This window comes from Streptomyces sp. NBC_01515 (genome assembly GCF_045040345.1).
GTDB lineage: Bacteria > Actinomycetota > Actinomycetes > Streptomycetales > Streptomycetaceae > Streptomyces.
The window spans coordinates 1,601,289-1,619,196 of record NZ_CP109416.1 but is presented as its reverse complement, the minus strand read 5'-3'; the positions used below and the strand labels follow the sequence as shown (position 1 = coordinate 1,619,196).

Below are 17,908 nucleotides of genomic sequence, written 5' to 3'. Positions count from 1 at the left end.
ATCCGGCTCGGTCGCGTTCGTCGGTGGGGTGTAGGAAGCTCATCGAGGACCGGGAGGACCCATGAAATACATGCTGCTCGTGTGCGGCGACGACACTGCCGACGGCTCCGGGACGGCACCCGTGGAACCCTGGGTGGAGGAGCTGGGCGACCGGAACGTACGGCTGCACGGGCACCGGCTCGCGCAGCCCGCCGAGGCCGTCACCGTGCGGGTGCGGGGCGGGGAGGTGCTGCGTACCGACGGGCCGTTCGCGGAGACCAAGGAGTACGTCGCCGGATTCGACATCCTGGAGTGCGACACCCTGGAGGAGGCCGTCGAGGCCGCGGCCAAGCACCCTGTGGCCACCATCGGCGCGATGGAGGTGCGCCCCTTCTGGCCGATGGACGGCGAGGAGGAGGGCGAGGCGGAGATCCGCGCGCTGGACGCCGAACTGACCGAAGCGGTCCGCGCGCGGGACGTGGACCGCGTCGTCGCCTGCTACGCGCCGGACGTGGAGGCCTTCCACTTCACCACCGGCCTGGAAGCGCACGGGATCGACGCCTTCCGCAAGGCCATGGAGGGCGTGTTCGCGAGCGTGACCGGTCCGGTGACCCGCGAGGTCCTGGAGTTCCGCGTCCGCGTCGACGAGTCCATCGCCTTCGGCAACGCCCTCGTCCGGCTGCGCGGCACCCTGGCCGACGGCGAGCCGCTGGACGACGTACTGCGCGTGACCACCGGCTACCGCAATGCCGGCCTGCGCTGGCAGATCGTCCACGAACACGTCTCGTCGGCCACAAAGACCACGGAGACGACGGCCGAGGAGCGGTCATGAAGTACGTCCTGCTGATCTGCACACCTGTCGACGGTGAGGAACTCAGTCCCGCCGAGATCGCCGACGACCCCCGCTTCACCTCGTACATCGACGAGGTCCGCAGCCGCGACCTCATGCGCGGCGGAGCACGGCTGCGGCCGTCCGCGGACGCCACCACCGTCCGCGTCCAGGGCGACGAAGTCCTGCTCAGCGACGGGCCGTTCGTCGAGTCCAAGGAGTACGTCGCGGGCATCGACATCATCGAGGTCGCCGACCTCGACGAGGCGATCTCGCTCGCCTCCCGGCACCCCGCCGCGCTGGCCGGCGGCTCGGTCGAGGTGCGGCCGGTCTGGGAGTGAACGTGCCGGACGTCGAGGAGGCGGTCGCCGCCGCCTTCCGCGAGGAGTGGGGCCAGGTCGTCGCCACCCTGATCCGGGTGACCGGCGACTGGGACCTCGCGGAGGAGTGCGCGCAGGACGCCTTCGCCCAGGCACTCGACCGGTGGCGGCGCGACGGCATCCCGCGCCGCCCCGGCGCCTGGCTGACCACGACCGCCCGCAACCGCGCCCTCGACGTCCTGCGCCGGGAGGCGGTCGGGGCGGCGAAACTGCGGGAGGTCGCGGTGCTGGGGCGGGACGAGGGGCCGTACGACCCGGAGTACGACGGTGACGACAGCGGTGTCGAGGACGACCGGCTGCGGCTGGTCTTCACCTGCTGCCACCCCGCGCTGCCCATCGAGGCCCGGGTCGCCCTGACCCTGCGCACGCTCGCGGGCCTGACCACCCCCGAGATCGCCCGCGCCTTCCTCGTCCCCGAGGCGACCATGGCGCAACGGCTCGTGCGCGCCAAGAAGAAGATCCGCAACGCCGGCATCCCGTACCGGGTGCCGCCCGCGCATCTGCTGCCCGAGCGGACTACGGGCGTCCTGGGGGTCGTCTATCTCCTCTTCAACGAGGGCTACGCGGCCACGTCCGGGGCCGAGTTGGTGCGGACGAACCTGTGCGCGGAGGCGATCAGGCTGGCCCGGGTGCTGGCCCGCCTGATGCCGGACGAGCCCGAAGTCCTCGGCCTGCTGGCCCTGTTGCTGCTGCACGACGCCCGGCGTGGCACGCGCGTGGACGCGGCGGGGGAGCTGGTGACCTTGGAGGACCAGGACCGTACGGCGTGGGACCGGGCCGAAGTCGACGAGGGCGCCGCCCTGTTGGAGACCGCGCTGCGCCGGGGCCGCCCCGGGCCGTACCAGATCCAGGCCGCCATCGCCGCCTGCCACACCACCGCGCCCACGGCCGCGGACACCGACTGGGCCGATATCGCGGGCCTGTACGGCGAGTTGGAGCGCTTCGTGCCCTCCGCCGTGGTGCGCCTGAACCGGGCGGTGGCCGTGGGCATGGCCCAACACCCGGACGCGGGGCTGGTGTTGGTAGCCGAGTTGGAGAAGTCGGGCGAACTTGCCGACTACCACCTGCTGCCGGCCACCCGCGCCGATCTGCTGCGCCGCAGCGGTCGTACGGCGGAGGCGGCAGCCGCGTACGAACGGGCGCTGGAGCTGGTGGAGAACGCGGCGGAGCGAAGGTTCCTGGAGCGGCGGCTCGCGGAGTGTCGATCCGCGTAGGGGCGGTGCGCCGGAGGGTGAACTCGGCCCACCGCGCCGGAGGTTCCGTCAGTGGGCGTCGAGCAGGCCCGCGAGGAGTTGGAGTCGCTCGGCGTCGAGGCTGCCCTCGGCCGCGGTGCAGACCATGAGCGCGGGGCCCGGGTTGCCCGGTATCGGGTAGGCGTCCCAGTCCAGGTTCAGCTCGCCGACCCGGGGGTGGTTGAGGCGCATCTGGCCGCGGGTCGGTTCCTCCACGTCGTGGAGGGCCCACAGGGCCGCGAACTCGTCGCTGCGGACGGCGAGTTCACCGACCAGTTCGACGGCGCGCGGGTTCCCCGGATCGGCGGCGACCTGCGTCCGCAGCATTCCGATCAGCTCGGCGACGGTGGCCGCCCGGTTCGGGCAGGTCCGGTCGGCCTGGGGGTGCAGGAACAGCGCCAGCATGTTCCGCTCCTTCTGGGGCTGCCGGGTGAAGTCGCCCAACAGGGCGCCGCCGAGCGGGTTCCAGGCCAGCACGTCCAGGAAACGGCCGACGACCAGAGCGGGCGCGGTCATGCCGTGCAGCAGTCGTAGCGTGGTGTCCGGTACCTCCTCCGGCTCGTACGAACGCGGCGGTTGGACCGGGTTGCGTGCGGCAGCGGCGAGGCTGTGCAGGTGGCGGGTCTCCTCGGCGGAGAAGTCGAGGGCGCGCGCGAGGGCGTCGAGGACCTGTTCGGAGGGGCGTACGTCGCGGCCCTGCTCCATGCGCTGGTAGTAGTCCGAGCTCACTCCCGCCAGCAGGGCCAGTTCCTCCCGCCGCAGTCCCGCGACGCGCCGTCGTGGGCCGGGTTCCAGGCCAACGTCCTCCGGCCGCAGTCGAGTTCGGCGGGTGCGCAGGAACTCGGCGAGTTCGCGTCGGGGATCGTCGCTCATGGCGGGGGAGGAGTCGGTCACCGCGCCAGTATGCCGTCGGCGCGACCCGCGAGGGTGGGTCTGCCGGACCCAGGAAAAGGAGAACGACCGTGATGTCGCGTGCGGGGTCCACCATCGGATCAACCACACAGCAGGCCACGGAAGGACAGCGCCATGAAGGCCGTTCAGATCACGAGTTTCGGTACCGCGGACGTACTGCAGGTCAACGAGGTCGACCGGCCCACTCCCGACGCGGGTGAGGTCCTCGTGTCGGTCGAGGCGTCCAGCGTGAACGGGCACGATGTGATCGTCCGGTCGGGGGAGTTGAAGATGGTGTCGGGGCGCCGCTTCCCGATCGGCGTGGGACTGGACTTCGCCGGCGTCGTCGCCGCGACCGGCGCCGGTGTCGAGGGCTACCGGGTCGGGGACCGGGTGTGGGGCATGGTGCATCCCCGGCAGAAGCACTCCGTCGCCGGGGCGGCCGAGTACGTCGTGGTCTCCGCGGAGCGCATCTCACACGCCCCGGCGGACCTCTCGTCGGTCGAGGCGGCCTCCCTGGTCGTCGCGGGTTCCACGGCGCTGATCGCGCTGCGCGACAGTGTGCGCCTGGTGAACGGCGAGAAGGTCCTGGTCCGGGGCGCGGCCGGCGGAGTCGGCACGGCCGCCGTGCAGTTGGCGCACGCGATGGGCGGCCATGTGACCGCGCTGGCCCGCGACCGCCACGCCAAGCTCCTGACCGAACTCGGCGCCGACGAGGTCCTGGACTACGGCTCCACCACCTCGGACCAGATCGGGCCGTTCGACGTCATCGTCGACACCGTCGGCACGGAACTGCACTGCTACCGCGGCCGGTTGGCCAAGGGCGGCCGGATGGTCACCGTCGGACTGTCCCCGTCCGCCATCGCCGCGATCGCCGCGTCGAGCGTGCACGGCTCCCGCCGCATCCGCACCTTCAGCGCCAACCCCGAGACCCCCGTGCTGCGCGATGTGGCCGGCCATGTCACCTCGGGCGCGCTGCGCCCGGTGATCGACAGCGTGTACCCGCTCGCGGACATCGCCGCGGCGCACCAGGCGTTCGAGCGCGGCGGCGTCGTGGGCAAGCACGTGGTGACGGTGCCGCGCAGCGCCGTCTGACGGAGCCCGGTCAGCGGGGATCGGTGCGCAGGTCGATGCCCCGGACGTGGGCGTCGGCGGTCACGATCCGTGTCGCCATGCGCGACAGCCTCTTCCGGTCCGTTCCGGGAAGCGGCTCGACACACCTCTCGATCCGCTCGGCGAACTGAGCGGCGACCTGCTCCACGAGCTGTCGGCCGGCGTCGGTGATCGACACCTGGAACGAGCGGCGGTCGACGGTGCTGGGCGTGCGGGTGACCAGGCCCCGGCGCTGGGCGCGGTCGACGAGGCCGGTGATCGAGGACTTGTCGAGGCCGAGGTGGTGGCCGAGCTGGTTCATCGTCGGCTCCCGGTCCCGCAGTATCCCGAGCATCCGGGTCTGGACGACCGACAGGTCGTACTGCCCCGCGATCTCGGCCAGGGCGCTCTGCACCAGGAACGACAGCTGGGCGAGGCCGTCGACCAGGCCGAGGTCCGCGGTCGGCGGGGGCGGGGTGTCGTTCGGTGAGGTCATGTTCCGGATTCTACTTGCAAAGGTACGTGGCACCTACTAATTTAATTGGTGTCACGTACTAAAACCTTCGTGGCACCTACTAACTCTTCGCGCCCTGCGCCCTGAATCCGATCCGAGGAGAGCAGCCATGGACATCCACGCCGCCGTCGTCAGCTCGTTCGGCACTCCGCCCCGCTACGAGCCCTTCGACCTGCCCGCGCCGACCGACGAGGACCAGGAGATCGTCGACGTCCTCGCCGTGGGCCTGCACCCCCGCGTCCGCACCGGCGCGTCGGGCAACCACTACACCAGCACGGGGAAGCTGCCGATGGTGCCCGGAGTCGACGGGGTCGGCCGCCGTGCGGACGGTCGCCTGGTGTACTTCGTCGCCGACGACGAACTGGCCGGACCGATGGCCACCCGGACCGTCATCGACAGCCGGCACAGCATCCCGCTGCCCGACGGCGCGGACGTCGTGAAGATCGCCGCCGCGATGAACCCCGCCATGTCGTCCTGGGTCGCGCTGCGCCGCCGCGTCCCGATCGAGGCCGGGCAGTCGGTGCTGATCCTCGGCGCCACCGGCAACGCCGGACAGATGGCCGTCCAGGTCGCGAAGCGGCTCGGCGCCGGGCGGGTCGTCGGCGCCGGACGTGACCGGGCCCGGCTGGCGACGCTGGCCGGGCTCGGCGCGGACGCGACCGTCGCGCTCACCGACGACGCCGAGGCCACCGCGACGGAGCTGGCCAAGGAGGCCGCCGAAGTCGACCTGGTCATCGACTACTTGTGGGGCAAGCCGGCCGGTGACGCGATCATGGCGCTGCTGCGAGCCCGCGCCGACCGCAGCCGCGCCCTGAACTGGATCCAGATCGGCGCCATGGCGGGCCCGACCATCGAACTCCCGTCAGTCGCACTGCGATCGGCGAACTTCCGGCTTCAGGGCAACGGCCAGGGCGCGGTGTCGACCAGGACGTACCTGGAGGAACTCCCTTCCCTGGTCGAGGAGATCGAGAGCGGCTGCATCGCGGTCACCGCGCAGGCGGTACCCCTCGCCGACGTCGAGAGCGCGTGGAACGCGCCCGAGGTCCCGGGCGTACGCACCGTCCTGGTGCCCTGAACTCGCCCCGACCGTCATGCAGTTCGTACCGGAATTACCCAAGGAGCACAGAGTCATGTCCCCCACCACAGACACCGACGTCATCATCTGCGGCACCGGCGCGGCCGGTCTGACCCTCGCCCTCGACCTCGCCCGCAGGAACATCGCCTTCCTGCTGATCGACAAGGCGCCGCACCCGTTCGTCGGCTCCCGCGGCAAGGGCATCCAGCCCCGCAGCCAGGAGGTCTTCGAGGACCTCGGTGTGATCGACCGGATCGTCGCCTCCGGCGGTGAGTATCCCGTCCAGCGCATCTACACCGCCGACGGGCCCATCGACCAGGTCGGCGTGGAGATGTCGGAGCCGACGCCCGAAGAGCCGTACCAAATACCCTTGCTCGTCCCGCAGTTCCTCACCGAGCGCCGGCTGCGCGAACGCCTCGCCGAACTCGGTCACGCCCCGCACTACGGCCATGAACTCGTCGGCTTCGACCAGGACGGCGACGGTGTGACCGCGCGCATCGCCACCCCGGACGGCGAACAGGCCGTACGGGCACGGTACTTGACCGGCGCCGACGGTGGATCGAGCTTCGTCCGCAAGACGCTCGGCATCGGCTTCCCCGGCAAGACCCTCGGCGTACGGGCGATCGTGGCCGACGTGTACGTCGACGGCGTCTCGCCGGACGCCTGGCACCGGTGGGGCGAGGACACCGCCGGGCAGGTCTCGATGTGCCCGCTCTACGGCACCGACATGTTCCAACTCCAGGCCCCCGTACCCTTCGACGTCGACCTGGACCTCTCGGCCGAGGGGCTCACCGCCTTCTTCCGCGAACGCACCGGCCGCGACGACGTCGTGATCCGCTCCGTGTCCTGGGCGTCCGCGTTCCAGATGAACGCCCGGCTGGCCGACACCTACCGGCGCGGGCGCGTGTTTCTGACCGGAGACGCGGCGCACTGCCACCCGCCGACCGGCGGACAGGGCCTCAACACCAGTGTCCAGGACGCCTACAACCTCGGTTGGAAGCTCGCCGCCGTGCTCGACGGCGCCCCGGAATCCCTGCTGGAGACGTACGAGCAGGAACGCCGGCCCGTCGCCGAGGCCGTCCTCGGCCTGTCCGAGAAGCTGCTGGAAGCGGCCAAGAACCGCGACATCCACCGGGGCCGCGAGGTCAGCCAACTCGACCTCGGCTACCTCGACTCGCCGCTGTCGCTGCACTCTCCGGCGCGCGACAAGGGCGTACTGGCCGGCGACCGCGCGCCCGACTCGCCCGTCACCGGCGCGGGCGGCCTCCCCACCCGTCTGTTCAGCCTCTTCCAAGGGCCGCACTGGACGCTGCTCGGCCACGATGTCGACGAGGCCTCCGCCCCGGCAGCACGCCCCGGCCTGCACATCCACACCATCGGCACCCGGGGAGACATCGTCGACAGCGGCGACCGTGTCCAGAGCGCCTACGGACTGTCCGCCGAGCAGTGGGTGCTCGTCCGCCCGGACGGATACGTCGCGGCCGTGGTCGACACCGCCGAACTCCCGGCCGTAGAAGCCTATTTGGACACCGTCGGCGTCCGCCCCCTCGCGGCGACACGACCCACCACCACGGAATCGAGCACCGACATGCCCACAGAGACCTCCGCCGACAGCACCGGCGCTCCCCGCACCCGACGTGAGCACCGAGAGACCCGAAGCGCCGCCGAGCAGCGGCTCGCCACCGCCCAACGCGAACTCCACCAACTCTCCCGCCAGGTTCAGCGCGACCTGCGCAGCGTCCGACGGCACGGCGAGACCACCGCCATCGTCGCCCGCTCGAACTTCGCCGAACTCGCGGTCAAGAGCATCAACCGGCTGACCGCCACCTTCCGCACCGACCGCACCGATCAGTAGCGCCTCACTCACGAGGCGTCGAGCGCGTTCGTGATCGCCTTCACCCCGCCGTGCGCCGCGTACCCGCCGTCGACCGTGATCTCCGCGCCGTTGACGTACGACGCCTCGTCGGACAGCAGATAGACGACCAGCGGTGCCACCTCGTCGACCGTGCCGGCCCGGCCCTGTGGGGTCAGCGACAGGTGGGCCTGGACGAAGACCGGGTTCGCGGAGGCCATCAACGGGGTCTCGATGTAGCCGGGGTGGATCACGTTCGTACGGATGCCGCGCGGGGCGAGTTCCAGCGCGGCCACCTTAGAGAGGCCGCGCAGCGCCCACTTGCTGGCCGTGTACGCGACCGCGTGATGCGCGGTGAGGCCCGCGACCGAGCCGACGTTCACGATGGACGAACCGGGCGGCATCAGCGGGGTGAGGGCCTGGATGCCGAGCAGCGCGCCCGTGGTGTTGACCGCGAACGCCCGGTTCCAGTCGGCGAGTTCGACCGAACCGAGGCGGGCGCGCACGGCGATGCCCGCGTTGTTGACCAGGCCGTGCACCTCCGGGAGGGAGGCCGCGAGGTCCGCCCAGTCGTCCTCCGAGGACACGTCCAGATGCCGGTACCGGACGTCCAGCCCCTCGGCACCCAGCGACACCGCGAGCTTCTCGCCCGCCTCGTCCAGGACGTCGGTCGCGATCACCGTCGCGCCCTCCCGGGCCGCGGCCGCCACCTCGGCGGCTCCCTGGCCCTGCGCGGCCCCGGTGACGACGACGGTACGACCGGCCAGACGCGTGCGGCTCACGGTTCCTCCAGGGGGTGCGGGCTGTCTCCCGACCACGCTAGGAAGCCGGGGTCAGCTCCGGAAACGCACGATCGGCATGGGTGGCATCCGCGCCGGCGATCTCGCGTACCACCGGCTCGTCGAGCGAACGCACCACCGGGTCGTCCAGCGCCGCGGCCACCTTGCGGACCGTCTCCCGCAGCCAGCGGTGCGCCGGGTCCGCGTGCCGGTTGTGGTGCCAGTACATGGCCTCCACCAGCGGTACGTCCGGGAAGGGCGTCGGTACGACGGCACAGCGCGCGAAGCCCTCGTAGCGCCGGGCGAGCCGCTCGGGCACCACGGCGACCAGGTCGGTGCCGCCGACCAGGAACGGCAGCACGTTGAAGCCGGGCGTGCTGACCTGCACCTGGGGGGTGATGCCGAGGGTCTCCAACTGCCGGTCGGCGGGGGTGAGTTTGCCGATGACGCAGGCCGCGTGGGGCATCTCCGCGAGGTCGCGCAGCGAGAGCCGCCCGTCCACCAGACGCGGGTTGTCCGGGTCGACGAGACACACGAACCGGTCGTGCATCACGGTCTCGCTGACCCCCGGCAGCTGATAGCCGAGCGGCACGATCATCAGGTCGTGGCAGCGCAGATGGGTCTCCGTCTCCAGCTGCCCGATGACGATCGGGTGGAAGTCGATCCGGATGCCCGGGGCCTCCTGCGCGAGGGCCCGCAGCAGCGGTTCCATGAACACCGTCATGACGTAGTCGGACATCACGACCGAGAACCGCTGCCGGCTGCGCGACGGATCGAAGTGCCTGGTCAGCGACAGTGCCTCCTCCGCCTTGTGCAGGGAGGACCGGACGACCGGAAGCAGCCGCTCCGCGAGCGGGGTCAGCTCGTACTCGCGGCCCACCCGCACCAGCAGCTCGTCGTTGAAGTGCCGCCGCAGCCGGGCCAGGGAGCCGCTCATCGCGGACTGGCTGGTGGACAGCCGCACCCCCGCGTGGGTGACGTTCTTCTCCTCCAGGAGGGCTTCCAGAGCCACCAGAAGATTCAGGTCGATTGCTCCCAGACCCATGCGTGTGTCCTTCCGGCCGCGTCGTTGAAGCTCGGTGAAACCGGAGCGTAACGAGCGGTTTCCCCCCGAGGAAGGGGCCGGGGGAGAAGTCACAGGGATCCGATAGCTGCCATCGGATCCCTGGATGTGTGCAGGTCGGACGGTATTCCGGCCGGACCGCCGCCAGGACTACGGCCGGGGGGTCCGGCCGCGCTTGCGGGCCCGCGGCAGGTACACGTCCGTACGGCCGGGCACGACACGGTTGGAGAGGGTGCCGAGGCGCTCCACCGAGAGCGTCACCTCGTCGCCGGGCTGGAGCGGCGGCGGGGTGCGCTCGCCGACCCGCCCCCAGAACTCGGCCAGCGCGCCCCAGCCGCAGGTGCCCGAGCCGAGGATGTCCCCGGGGCGCACCCAGGCGTCCCGGGAGGCGTAGGCGATCATCTCCTCGAAGGTCCAGGAGACGTTGGCGAGGGTGTCACGGCCGATCAGCTCCCCGTTCAGGGTGACGGTCATCTCCAGGTCCAGGAAGCCGTCCGGGTCGCGCCGGTCCTCGACCTCGTCGGCGGTCACCAGGCAGGGGCCGAGCGTGTTCGCGAAGTCCTTGCCCTTGGAGAAACCGAGCCCGAGGTTCTTCTCCGGCTTCTGCAGATCGCGCGCCGACCAGTCGTTGAAGACCAGATAGCCGACGATGTGCTCGCGCGCCCGCTCCGGCGTGAGATCTCGCCCGCTGCGGCCGATGACCACCCCGACCTCCAACTCGAAGTCGAGCACCGAACAGCCCGCCGGGACCGGCACGTTGTCGTGGGCTCCGTACGCCGCATGGGGGTTGGTGAAGTAGAAGTTGGGCGCTCGATACCACTCCTCGGGCACGTGCTCCAGCCCGTCCAGGGACTTGGAGACCCCCTCGATGTGCGCCTCGAAACCGACGAAGTCCCGGATGGACGGCGGCTTGAGGGGAGGCAGCAGCCGCACCTGATCCACCGTCAAGTCGCTTGGCGCGCGCAGGGCTTCGGTGCCCGCCGCGTGCAGTACGTCCTGCTCCAGCAGGGTCAGTACGGTGATTCCCTCGGGCAGCGGATGGATGGTCCCGTCCCGGACGACCCCGGCGCGCTCCACGCCCTCGTACTCGAATGTCGCGAAACGCATCGCTCACTGCTCCCAGTGGTTGGTGTTGGTGACGGTCCCCGTGCTGAGGTGGCCGGCGAAGAGGCCCTTGGGGTCGTACGCGGCCCGGATCTCCCGCAGCCGCCGCCACTGTTCGTCGCCCATGAACCTCAACTGCCGCACGGTGAAGTCCGAGTCGCCGAGGTACTGGCCGGCGGTCACCGGCTCCATGTCCGCCATCGCCCCGTCCAGCCAGGTGCGCAACTCCGCGTCCTGTGACGGGTCGTCGTGGATGACGTAGGTGGCGCAGTAGATCTCCGACTGCAACGAGAAGGCCATGTCGGGGAGTTGGCGCAGCGGGGCCATGGAGAACCAGATGGTGAAGGTCTGCCGGGTGGGCTGCTCGGTGAACGCCTTGCGGATCGCCGGGACGACCTCGTCGGCGGGGCCGCGAAGCCAGGCGTTGTCGACCAGGTAGCGGTGACCCTCGGGGTTGGCGATGCGCTGACCCGCCAACTGCTCGGCGAGGGTGGTCTGTCGGGCCTCCACGCGGAACAGCGCCCGGTCGGCGTACGGGTTGGCGTGCAAGGGTGCCATCGCCACCGCAGCTTCCTCCGCGGTGTCGGTCATCGACACGCCCGTGACCAGCAGCACCGGTTCGTCCAGGTCGGGCGGTGTCTGGGTGAGCGCGACGATCTCGACCAGGTCCGAGACCGTGTGGTGCATGCCGTGCAGCCAGGTCATGACCTCGTCGAACAGGTCGAGCGGATACGCGTGCACGGTATGGCCCAGGTACGTCGGCAGCGGGCGGGTACGCAGATGGAAGCGGGTGACGATGCCGAAGAAACCTGGACCCGCACCGCGCGCCGCCCAGAACAGATCGCTGTGACGGGTCTCGTCGGCGCGCACCAACTCGCCCTCGGCGGTCACGACATCGATCGCCACGATGTTCTCCGCCGCCCAGCCCCAGCCGCGCGCGTTCCAACCCTGCCCGCCCTGGAGCAGGAAGCCGCCGATGCCGACGGAGGGGCAGTGCCCGCCGTTGAAGAAACGGCTGAACTCCCCGAGATACGGGTTGAGTTCGTCACCGCCCTTGACGCTGGGGGTCGCCGTCACGATTCCGGTCCCCGGGTCGTACGCTATCTCGCGGAAGCCCCCGAGGTCGATCAGCAGCGCGTCCTCGCGCACTGACCAGGCCGCCCAACTGTGCCCGCCGGAGCGGACGGCGACCTGCCAGCCGCGTTCGAGGGCGAGCCGTACACCCTCCACCACGTCCTGCTCGGACTCGGCCAGCAGGACGGCGGCCGGTGAACGGTCAGTCGGGCGGCGGGTGTTGAAGACCCGCCCGAAGCAGGCCGTCTCGAAGTCCTCGTCGTCGGGGAGGTGGAGGGTGCCGGAGAAACGGTTCCCTTGTGGGGGTTCGGGGGTCATCCCCCGATTGAATGCGGTCACGGGCGGGCTCACTTGATCGCGATCGGGTTGACGGGGGCACCCACCGCGCCGGTCACCGGCAGCGGCGCGGCGACCAGCAGGAACTCGTAGACACCGTCGGCCGCGCAGTCCTCGGCCAGCGTCTCCAGGTCCCACATCTCGCCCAGCGGGAGGCCCATGTTGGGGATCGCTATCTGGTGCAGCGGGGACATCACGGGCTGCGGGAACTCGTACGGCCGCACCTCAAGTCCCCAGGTGTCGGAGGCGATCGCCGCGATCTCCGTGCGGTGCAGCCAGCCGAGGGTGGTGAAGGAGAGGCCGGGCGCGTCACCGGCGGCGTATCCGCCCCACGCGCCGAGCCGCCGTACGCGGCCGAGTTGGCCGGTGCGGATCAGGACGAGGTCGCCGCGCCGTACGGAACTGGTCGCGCCCTGTGCCTCGATCGTCGCCCGCAGATGCTCCTCCAGGATGGGGAATCCGTCCGGGAGTTCACCGTGCTCGTCGCCGACCGCGCGGCCCACGTCCAGGAGGACCCCGCGACTCGTGAAGGCCTCCTTCATGTGCTCGATGCCGGTGACCGAGTCGCCGTCGCCGTTGACGATGGTGCACGGACGGCCGTTCCACGCCTGCTTGTTGTCGTAGATGTGGCCCAGGCCGTCCCACTGCGTGGAGGCCTGCAAGGGCATCAGAACATGGTCGTCGGCGCCGCCGAAGCCGTGCGGGAAGCCCTGGGTGCCGGCGGCCGCGTCGGAGCCGGTGTCCTTCATGTAGTGGACCGGGTTGATACGGCCGCGGAAACCGCGCTGCGGGCCGGACTCGTTGAACTCCTGGGCGAGCGAGAAGGACCGCCCGCGCCGTACCAGACCCACCGCGTGGGCGCGGATCGCGTCGTCGATGAAGTTCAGCGTGCCGAGCACGTCGTCATCGCCCCAGCGGCCCCAATTGCGGTAGGCGGAACGGGCCTTGGCGAGTTCTTCCTCGATCGGACCGAGGGCACCGGTGGTCATCGCGTACGTCCTTTCAGCAGCAGGTCGAGGGCGTTGCCCCCGGCGACGGCGGCCCGGTCGGCCGGGGTGAGCCCGGCCGCGTCCAGGCGGGCCACCGGGTCGTCGACGCCCATGTCGAAGGGGTGGTCGGTACCGAGGACGACCCGGTCCGCGCCCACCTCCTCGACGAGGTGACGCAGGGCGCGCGGGGTGTACACCAGCGCGTCGAACCACATCCGGCGCAGATAGGTGCTCGGCGGTTCGGCGCAGCCGCGCGCGTCCTCCCGTACCTGCCAGGCATGGTCCGAACGGCCGATGTACGTCGGCAGATAGCCACCCCCGTGCGCCGCCACCAGCTTCAGGCGCGGGAAGCGGTCGAGGACCCCGGTGAAGATGAGCTGCGAGAGCGCGACCGTCGTCTCCACCGGCTGACCGACCGTGTTTCCCAGGTAGTTGGTGGCCAGACGCTCGCCGAGGGAGCAGCCCCACGGGTGCACGAAGACGACCACGCCCAGGTCCTCGGCCCGCTGCCACACCACGTCGTGGGCGGGGTCGGCCAGTTCGCGGCCGTCGACCGTCGTGGAGACGCTGATGCCGTAGAGGCCATGGTCGTTGACCGCCTGGTCGAGCAACGCGACCGCGAGGTCCGGGTGTTGGAGCGGGACGGTGCCCAGGCCGTACAGGCGGTCGGGTGCGTTGGCGCAGTGCGCGGCCACGGCGGCGTTGACCGTGCGGGCGAGGTGGATCGCGAGGTCCGGGTCGGCCCAGTAGTGGTGCATCGGCATCGGGCCGACCACCTGGATGTCGACGCCCATCGCGTCGAGGTCCGCGAGGCGTGTGGTGACGTCCGTCAACTGGGGTGCCAGGCGCTGGAGTTGGGTGCGGTTGACGGCCAGGGACGCGGGGGAGTGGGCGTGCTGCTCGGCCGCGAGTTCGGCGGCGAGACCCGGGGTGCCCGCGACCAGGGCGTCGGCGGCGGGGACGGCGAGGTGGCCGTGGAAGTCGACCACGGGCGAGCCGCTCACGCCGCCGCCGTCAGGGTGTCCAGGGTCTCCGACATGATCCGGGCCGGGTCGGCGCCGGGGGTGTCCGGGTGGATCTCCCAGTCGGCGAGCTGGAGGGAGTTCTCCAGGACCATCCGGACGCGGGGGAGGCGCCGGTTCATGAAGCGGTCCAGAGCCTTCTCCGTGGGCTCGACCGCCGTCACCAACTCCGCGAGCAGTACGGCGTCTTCCATGCACATCGCCGCGCCCTGCGCGATGAGCGGCGGACAGGCGTGCGCGGCGTCGCCGATGACCATGGCGCGGCCCCGGTGCCAGGGTTCGTCGACGAGGATCGCCTCGATCCAGCGGTAGTCGACCGCCGTGTCGTCGGGCAGCGAGGCGAGGATCTTCCCCCAGGTGCCGCCGTACCCGGCACCGCGTTCCCGCAGCAGGGCGAGGGGCGCGCGGGGGCCGATCAGGGTGGTGTCGAGGTTCTCGTCGAGGAGGTAGGCGTAGCACTGGTCGGGGGAGATCGGGCTGTAGCCGGCCTTGAAGCGGGGGCCGCCGTAGTACACCTCGGCGCAGTCCATCTCGGCCGGGCGCTTCGCGACGACCCGGAAGATCGACATGCCGACGGGACGGGGCTTGGCGTCGATGCCGATCAGTTCGCGCATCGCCGAGTTGATGCCGTCGGCGCCCACGACGAGGTCGTAGCGGCCGGTCGTACCGTCCGTGAAGGCCACGTCCACGTGGTCGGGTGTCCGGTCGAGCCGGTCCACGCTCAGCCCGAGGCGTACCCGCACCCCGTGCGCGCGCACCGCGTCGCACAGCGCGTCCTGCAGATCCGAGCGCAACGCCCCGGCTGTGGACGGCAGTTCGGGCCCGCCGGTGTGCGGGGTGTTCAACTCGGTGCGCAGCCCGCCGTCGGCCCGGCGCAGCCGCATGAGGTCGAACGGCACCGCCCGGGCCAGCACCCGGTCCAGGACACCCACGGAACGCAGCGCCTTGAGCGCGTTGCCCTGAAGGGTGATGCCATGGCCCACCCCGAACCACTGTGGAGAGATCTCGGCGAGCTCCACCTCGGCGCCCCGCTGGGCGAGCGCGAGACACAGCACGCTTCCGGTGATGCCGCCGCCGACGACGAGCACCTTTTGTACGGGCATGGGCGATCCTTGCGAACGTAGACAGAAGTGGGGAATCAGCCTGAGAAGCGGGCGCCGAGTTCGTGGAAGTGCTCGACGGCCGGCGGCCCGGCGAAGAACGGCCCGACCAGGGCCCGCCAGCGCCCGAAGGCCTCGGACTCCCGGAAGCCGACGGTGTGCGCCTCGACCGACTCCCAGCCGACCAGAAGCAGGAAGGTCGTCGGCCGCTCCGCACCGCGCAGCAGCTCGGCCCAGCGGAACCCGTCGGCCTCGGCCAGCACCTCGCGGGCCTTGCCGAACACCTCCGCGAACTCCCGCTCGCGACCTGCCTCGACGGTCAGCTCTGCATGCTCGACTATCACGTTCTTCTCCTCGGGAAAGTGGGTGCTCCGAGCCTGCGTGGGCGGTCGATGCACGGTCAACGGATCGAGGCATCGGCAAGGGGGACGTCATGCATCCCGTACGGCGATGGAGCTGCGGTCGAGCCGTCCGGCGGGCCGGTGACGGAGGAGCGGGTGCGTGCCCGGCGGGCCGGTAACGGGGCGGTTGGTCCGTGTCCGGCGGGTCGCCGACCGAGCGGCGGTTCCGTGCCCGGCGGGCCGGTGATGGCAGGCATCGCGGATCGCCATTTCCGCCCGGTCCCCGGGCTCCCTAGCGTCGAGGGCGAGCCCCCACCCGTACGAGGAGAGCGCCGTGCCCGATCCACTGCCCACCCATGCCGGACCCTTCGCGCTCGGCACCTTCGCCTCCGGTGCCTCCGGTGAGGCGGGCTTCCCCGGCCTGGTCACCGGCGACCGCGTGCGCGACCTCTCCGACCTCGTGCCGTCGATCCGCGCGCTGGTCGAGGACTGGGCGGGCTGGCTGCCCCGGCTCGACGACCTGGCCCGGTCCACCGAGGGGACCTGGCACGACCTGGCCGCGCTGCGCGTCCTGACCCCGATCGAGCCCGGCCAGATCCTGCAGAGCGGTGCCAACTACCGCAAGCACGTGGTCGATCTGGTCGCCGCCGAGAAGGAGAGCGTGCACGGCGCCACCCCCGAAGAGGCCCGCGCCGACGCCGAGTTGATGATGGACGAGCGCGCCCGCAACGGAGTGCCGTACGTCTTCCTCGGCTCCCCGCGCGCGATCACCGGTCCCTACGACGACATCGTGCTCCCCGCGCTCGGCGAACAGCACGACTGGGAACTCGAACTCGCCCTCGTCATCGGCAAGTCGGGCAAGAACATCGCGGCCGAGGACGCGATGGACCACGTCGCCGGGTACACGATCTCGAACGACCTCACCACCCGCGACCGCCTCTACCGGCCCGACCTCAAGGCCATCGGCACCGACTGGTTCACCGCGAAGAACGCCGACACGTTCCTGCCGACGGGGCCCTTCCTGGTGCCGGCGGCCTTCGTTGGGGACCTCGGCGACCTGCGGATCACCCTGCGCCACAACGGAGTTGTCCGCCAGGACGAGTCCACCAAGGACATGATCTTCGACATCCCTCGGCTCATCGCGTACATCTCCACGACGACCACCCTGCGCCCCGGCGACCTCCTGCTCACCGGTTCCCCGGCCGGCAACGGCGCGCACTGGGGCGTCTTCCTGAAGCCCGGCGACGTCGTCGAGTCCGAGATCACCGGCCTGGGCCACCAGCGCAACACCGTCAGGAGCCACGCATGAGCTTCCAGCCCATCACCCATCTGCGCCATGTCGACCTGGCCGTACCGGACTTCGCCCGCCAGCGCGCCTTCTACGGCACGACGTGGGGCCTGACCGAGGTCGCCAACGACAGCGGTGTCGCCTTCTTCGCCGCCGAGGGCAGCCCGGAGCAGTACATCGTCCGCATCCGCGAGGACGAACGGAAGCGGATGGACCTCGTCGCCTTCGGGGCCGTATCGCCGGACGCCGTGGACGAGTTGCACGGCCGGCTGGGGCGGTCGGGCATTCAACTCCTCGGCGAGCCCGGCGCGTTGGACACCCCCGGGGGCGGCTACGGCTTCCGGTTCTTCGACCCGGACGGGCGGGTCGTCGAGATCTCGGCGGACGTCGGGACGCGCGCTCACCGGAAGATCGAGGAGCGGGAGGCGATCCCGGTCCGGCTCTCGCACTGTGTGGTCAACTCCCAGGACCCGGAAGGACTGCGGGACTTCTACGTCCAGCACCTCGGGTTCCGGCTCACCGACACCCTGTACTCCACGCACATGGGCGACCTCATGTACTTCCTGCGGTGCAGCCCGCTCCACCACTCCTTCGCGATCGCCCGGGGACCCCATGTCTCCCTGCACCACGCCTCGTTCGAGATGCGCGGGGTCGAGGAGTACATGCGCGGCACCGGGCGGGCACTGCGTGCCGGGACCCGGCTGACCTGGGGGCCCGGTCGGCACCTCGCGGGCGACAACACCTTCTCCTACTTCCACGACCCGCACGGCAACACCGTCGAGTACACGACCGAACTCGCCGTCCTCGAAGAGGACTTGTGGCACCCGGGCCGGCACGACGTCGACGACCCGATCACCCAGGACCAGTGGGGCACCGCCGACCCGATGAGCGAGTCGGTCGCCAAGGAGCAGTTCAACGACCCCGACGTGCTGTTCGTGGCGCCCCCCGTCTGACACCGCCGTCTCCCC

Annotated in this window: 18 protein-coding genes; 8 read left to right on the top strand and 10 right to left on the bottom strand. The window is 71.0% G+C overall.

All coding sequences use genetic code 11. From position 1 onward, the window contains the following. Positions 1–61: 61 nt before the first annotated feature. From OG407_RS06910 to OG407_RS06900, 3 genes are read left to right on the top strand one after another with little or no spacing between them, the layout of a single operon-like run. Complete coding sequence (locus OG407_RS06910) at positions 62–811, top strand: nuclear transport factor 2 family protein (protein WP_405856021.1); 750 nt, start codon at positions 62–64, stop codon at positions 809–811. Then, the gene (locus tag OG407_RS06905) at positions 808–1,149 is read left to right on the top strand and encodes a YciI family protein (RefSeq protein WP_328685162.1); all 342 of its coding nucleotides are present in this window, start codon (positions 808–810) and stop codon (positions 1,147–1,149) included. The genes OG407_RS06910 and OG407_RS06905 overlap by 4 nt, the downstream gene beginning before the upstream one ends. Beyond that, complete coding sequence (locus OG407_RS06900) at positions 1,146–2,402, top strand: RNA polymerase sigma factor (protein WP_405856019.1); 1,257 nt, start codon at positions 1,146–1,148, stop codon at positions 2,400–2,402. Before OG407_RS06905 ends, OG407_RS06900 begins: the two co-directional genes overlap by 4 nt. A 48-nt stretch (positions 2,403–2,450) precedes the next feature. Here OG407_RS06900 and OG407_RS06895 read toward each other — a convergent pair whose 3' ends face one another. Further along, complete coding sequence (locus OG407_RS06895; RefSeq protein WP_405868315.1) at positions 2,451–3,293, bottom strand: helix-turn-helix transcriptional regulator; 843 nt, start codon at positions 3,291–3,293, stop codon at positions 2,451–2,453. A 153-nt stretch (positions 3,294–3,446) separates the two neighbouring features. On the opposite strand from OG407_RS06895, the gene OG407_RS06890 reads away from it, so the two are divergent. Further along, positions 3,447–4,406 carry an NADP-dependent oxidoreductase gene (locus tag OG407_RS06890; protein WP_405856017.1) on the top strand — a complete coding sequence of 320 codons (960 nt, stop codon included), beginning with the start codon at positions 3,447–3,449 and terminating at the stop codon, positions 4,404–4,406. Positions 4,407–4,416: 10 nt separating this feature from the next. On the opposite strand, the gene OG407_RS06885 is transcribed toward OG407_RS06890, so the two are convergent. Then, positions 4,417–4,899 (bottom strand): MarR family winged helix-turn-helix transcriptional regulator, encoded by a 483-nt coding sequence (locus OG407_RS06885; RefSeq protein ID WP_405856015.1) that lies wholly within the window; start codon positions 4,897–4,899, stop codon positions 4,417–4,419. Between the two features lie 127 nt (positions 4,900–5,026). Here OG407_RS06885 and OG407_RS06880 point away from each other — a divergent pair, with 127 nt between their 5' ends. Together OG407_RS06880 and OG407_RS06875 are read left to right on the top strand one after the other, a co-directional pair. After that, a complete protein-coding gene (locus OG407_RS06880; protein WP_405856013.1) occupies positions 5,027–5,992 on the top strand; it encodes a zinc-binding dehydrogenase in 966 nt (321 codons plus the stop codon). A gap of 55 nt (positions 5,993–6,047) precedes the next feature. Next, positions 6,048–7,847 (top strand): FAD-dependent oxidoreductase, encoded by a 1,800-nt coding sequence (locus OG407_RS06875; protein ID WP_405856012.1) that lies wholly within the window; start codon positions 6,048–6,050, stop codon positions 7,845–7,847. Positions 7,848–7,855: 8 nt separating this feature from the next. On the opposite strand, the gene OG407_RS06870 is transcribed toward OG407_RS06875, so the two are convergent. From OG407_RS06870 to OG407_RS06835, 8 genes are all read right to left on the bottom strand, one after another. Continuing rightward, positions 7,856–8,626: an SDR family NAD(P)-dependent oxidoreductase gene (locus OG407_RS06870; RefSeq protein WP_405856010.1), complete on the bottom strand. Its 771-nt coding sequence runs from the start codon at positions 8,624–8,626 to the stop codon at positions 7,856–7,858. Positions 8,627–8,663: 37 nt separating this feature from the next. Continuing rightward, a complete protein-coding gene (locus OG407_RS06865; protein WP_405856008.1) occupies positions 8,664–9,668 on the bottom strand; it encodes a LysR family transcriptional regulator in 1,005 nt (334 codons plus the stop codon). 168 nt (positions 9,669–9,836) lie between these two features. After that, positions 9,837–10,793: a fumarylacetoacetate hydrolase family protein gene (locus tag OG407_RS06860; RefSeq protein ID WP_405856006.1), complete on the bottom strand. Its 957-nt coding sequence runs from the start codon at positions 10,791–10,793 to the stop codon at positions 9,837–9,839. Positions 10,794–10,796: 3 nt separating this feature from the next. Beyond that, the gene (locus tag OG407_RS06855; RefSeq protein WP_405856004.1) at positions 10,797–12,182 is read right to left on the bottom strand and encodes an FAD-binding oxidoreductase; all 1,386 of its coding nucleotides are present in this window, start codon (positions 12,180–12,182) and stop codon (positions 10,797–10,799) included. A 29-nt stretch (positions 12,183–12,211) separates the two neighbouring features. Continuing rightward, complete coding sequence (locus tag OG407_RS06850; protein WP_405856002.1) at positions 12,212–13,189, bottom strand: cyclase family protein; 978 nt, start codon at positions 13,187–13,189, stop codon at positions 12,212–12,214. Further along, complete coding sequence (locus tag OG407_RS06845) at positions 13,186–14,193, bottom strand: amidohydrolase family protein (RefSeq protein WP_405856000.1); 1,008 nt, start codon at positions 14,191–14,193, stop codon at positions 13,186–13,188. The genes OG407_RS06850 and OG407_RS06845 overlap by 4 nt, the downstream gene beginning before the upstream one ends. After that, complete coding sequence (locus OG407_RS06840; protein ID WP_405855998.1) at positions 14,190–15,314, bottom strand: FAD-dependent monooxygenase; 1,125 nt, start codon at positions 15,312–15,314, stop codon at positions 14,190–14,192. Before OG407_RS06840 ends, OG407_RS06845 begins: the two co-directional genes overlap by 4 nt. 35 nt (positions 15,315–15,349) lie before the next feature. Then, positions 15,350–15,655, bottom strand: a complete 306-nt coding sequence (locus OG407_RS06835) for an antibiotic biosynthesis monooxygenase family protein (protein ID WP_405855996.1) — start codon at positions 15,653–15,655, stop codon at positions 15,350–15,352. A gap of 331 nt (positions 15,656–15,986) precedes the next feature. On the opposite strand from OG407_RS06835, the gene OG407_RS06830 reads away from it, so the two are divergent. Both OG407_RS06830 and OG407_RS06825 read left to right on the top strand, forming a co-directional pair. Further along, positions 15,987–16,961, top strand: a complete 975-nt coding sequence (locus OG407_RS06830) for a fumarylacetoacetate hydrolase family protein (RefSeq protein WP_405855994.1) — start codon at positions 15,987–15,989, stop codon at positions 16,959–16,961. After that, positions 16,958–17,893 (top strand): VOC family protein, encoded by a 936-nt coding sequence (locus OG407_RS06825; RefSeq protein WP_405855992.1) that lies wholly within the window; start codon positions 16,958–16,960, stop codon positions 17,891–17,893. The genes OG407_RS06830 and OG407_RS06825 overlap by 4 nt, the downstream gene beginning before the upstream one ends. Positions 17,894–17,908: the final 15 nt, after the last annotated feature.

Bases quoted from the DNA above. Each gene is read 5' to 3' on its own strand.
- OG407_RS06890 (WP_405856017.1), top strand. From the start codon at position 3,447: ATGAAGGCCGTTCAGATCACGAGTTTCGGTACCGCGGACGTACTGCAG.
- OG407_RS06825 (WP_405855992.1), top strand. From the start codon at position 16,958: ATGAGCTTCCAGCCCATCACCCATCTGCGCCATGTCGACCTGGCCGTA.
- OG407_RS06855 (WP_405856004.1), bottom strand. From the start codon at position 12,182: ATGACCCCCGAACCCCCACAAGGGAACCGTTTCTCCGGCACCCTCCAC.
- OG407_RS06880 (WP_405856013.1), top strand. From the start codon at position 5,027: ATGGACATCCACGCCGCCGTCGTCAGCTCGTTCGGCACTCCGCCCCGC.
- OG407_RS06850 (WP_405856002.1), bottom strand. From the start codon at position 13,189: ATGACCACCGGTGCCCTCGGTCCGATCGAGGAAGAACTCGCCAAGGCC.
- OG407_RS06840 (WP_405855998.1), bottom strand. From the start codon at position 15,314: ATGCCCGTACAAAAGGTGCTCGTCGTCGGCGGCGGCATCACCGGAAGC.
- OG407_RS06895 (WP_405868315.1), bottom strand. From the start codon at position 3,293: ATGAGCGACGATCCCCGACGCGAACTCGCCGAGTTCCTGCGCACCCGC.
- OG407_RS06905 (WP_328685162.1), top strand. From the start codon at position 808: ATGAAGTACGTCCTGCTGATCTGCACACCTGTCGACGGTGAGGAACTC.
- OG407_RS06910 (WP_405856021.1), top strand. From the start codon at position 62: ATGAAATACATGCTGCTCGTGTGCGGCGACGACACTGCCGACGGCTCC.
- OG407_RS06860 (WP_405856006.1), bottom strand. From the start codon at position 10,793: ATGCGTTTCGCGACATTCGAGTACGAGGGCGTGGAGCGCGCCGGGGTC.
- OG407_RS06875 (WP_405856012.1), top strand. From the start codon at position 6,048: ATGTCCCCCACCACAGACACCGACGTCATCATCTGCGGCACCGGCGCG.
- OG407_RS06885 (WP_405856015.1), bottom strand. From the start codon at position 4,899: ATGACCTCACCGAACGACACCCCGCCCCCGCCGACCGCGGACCTCGGC.
- OG407_RS06865 (WP_405856008.1), bottom strand. From the start codon at position 9,668: ATGGGTCTGGGAGCAATCGACCTGAATCTTCTGGTGGCTCTGGAAGCC.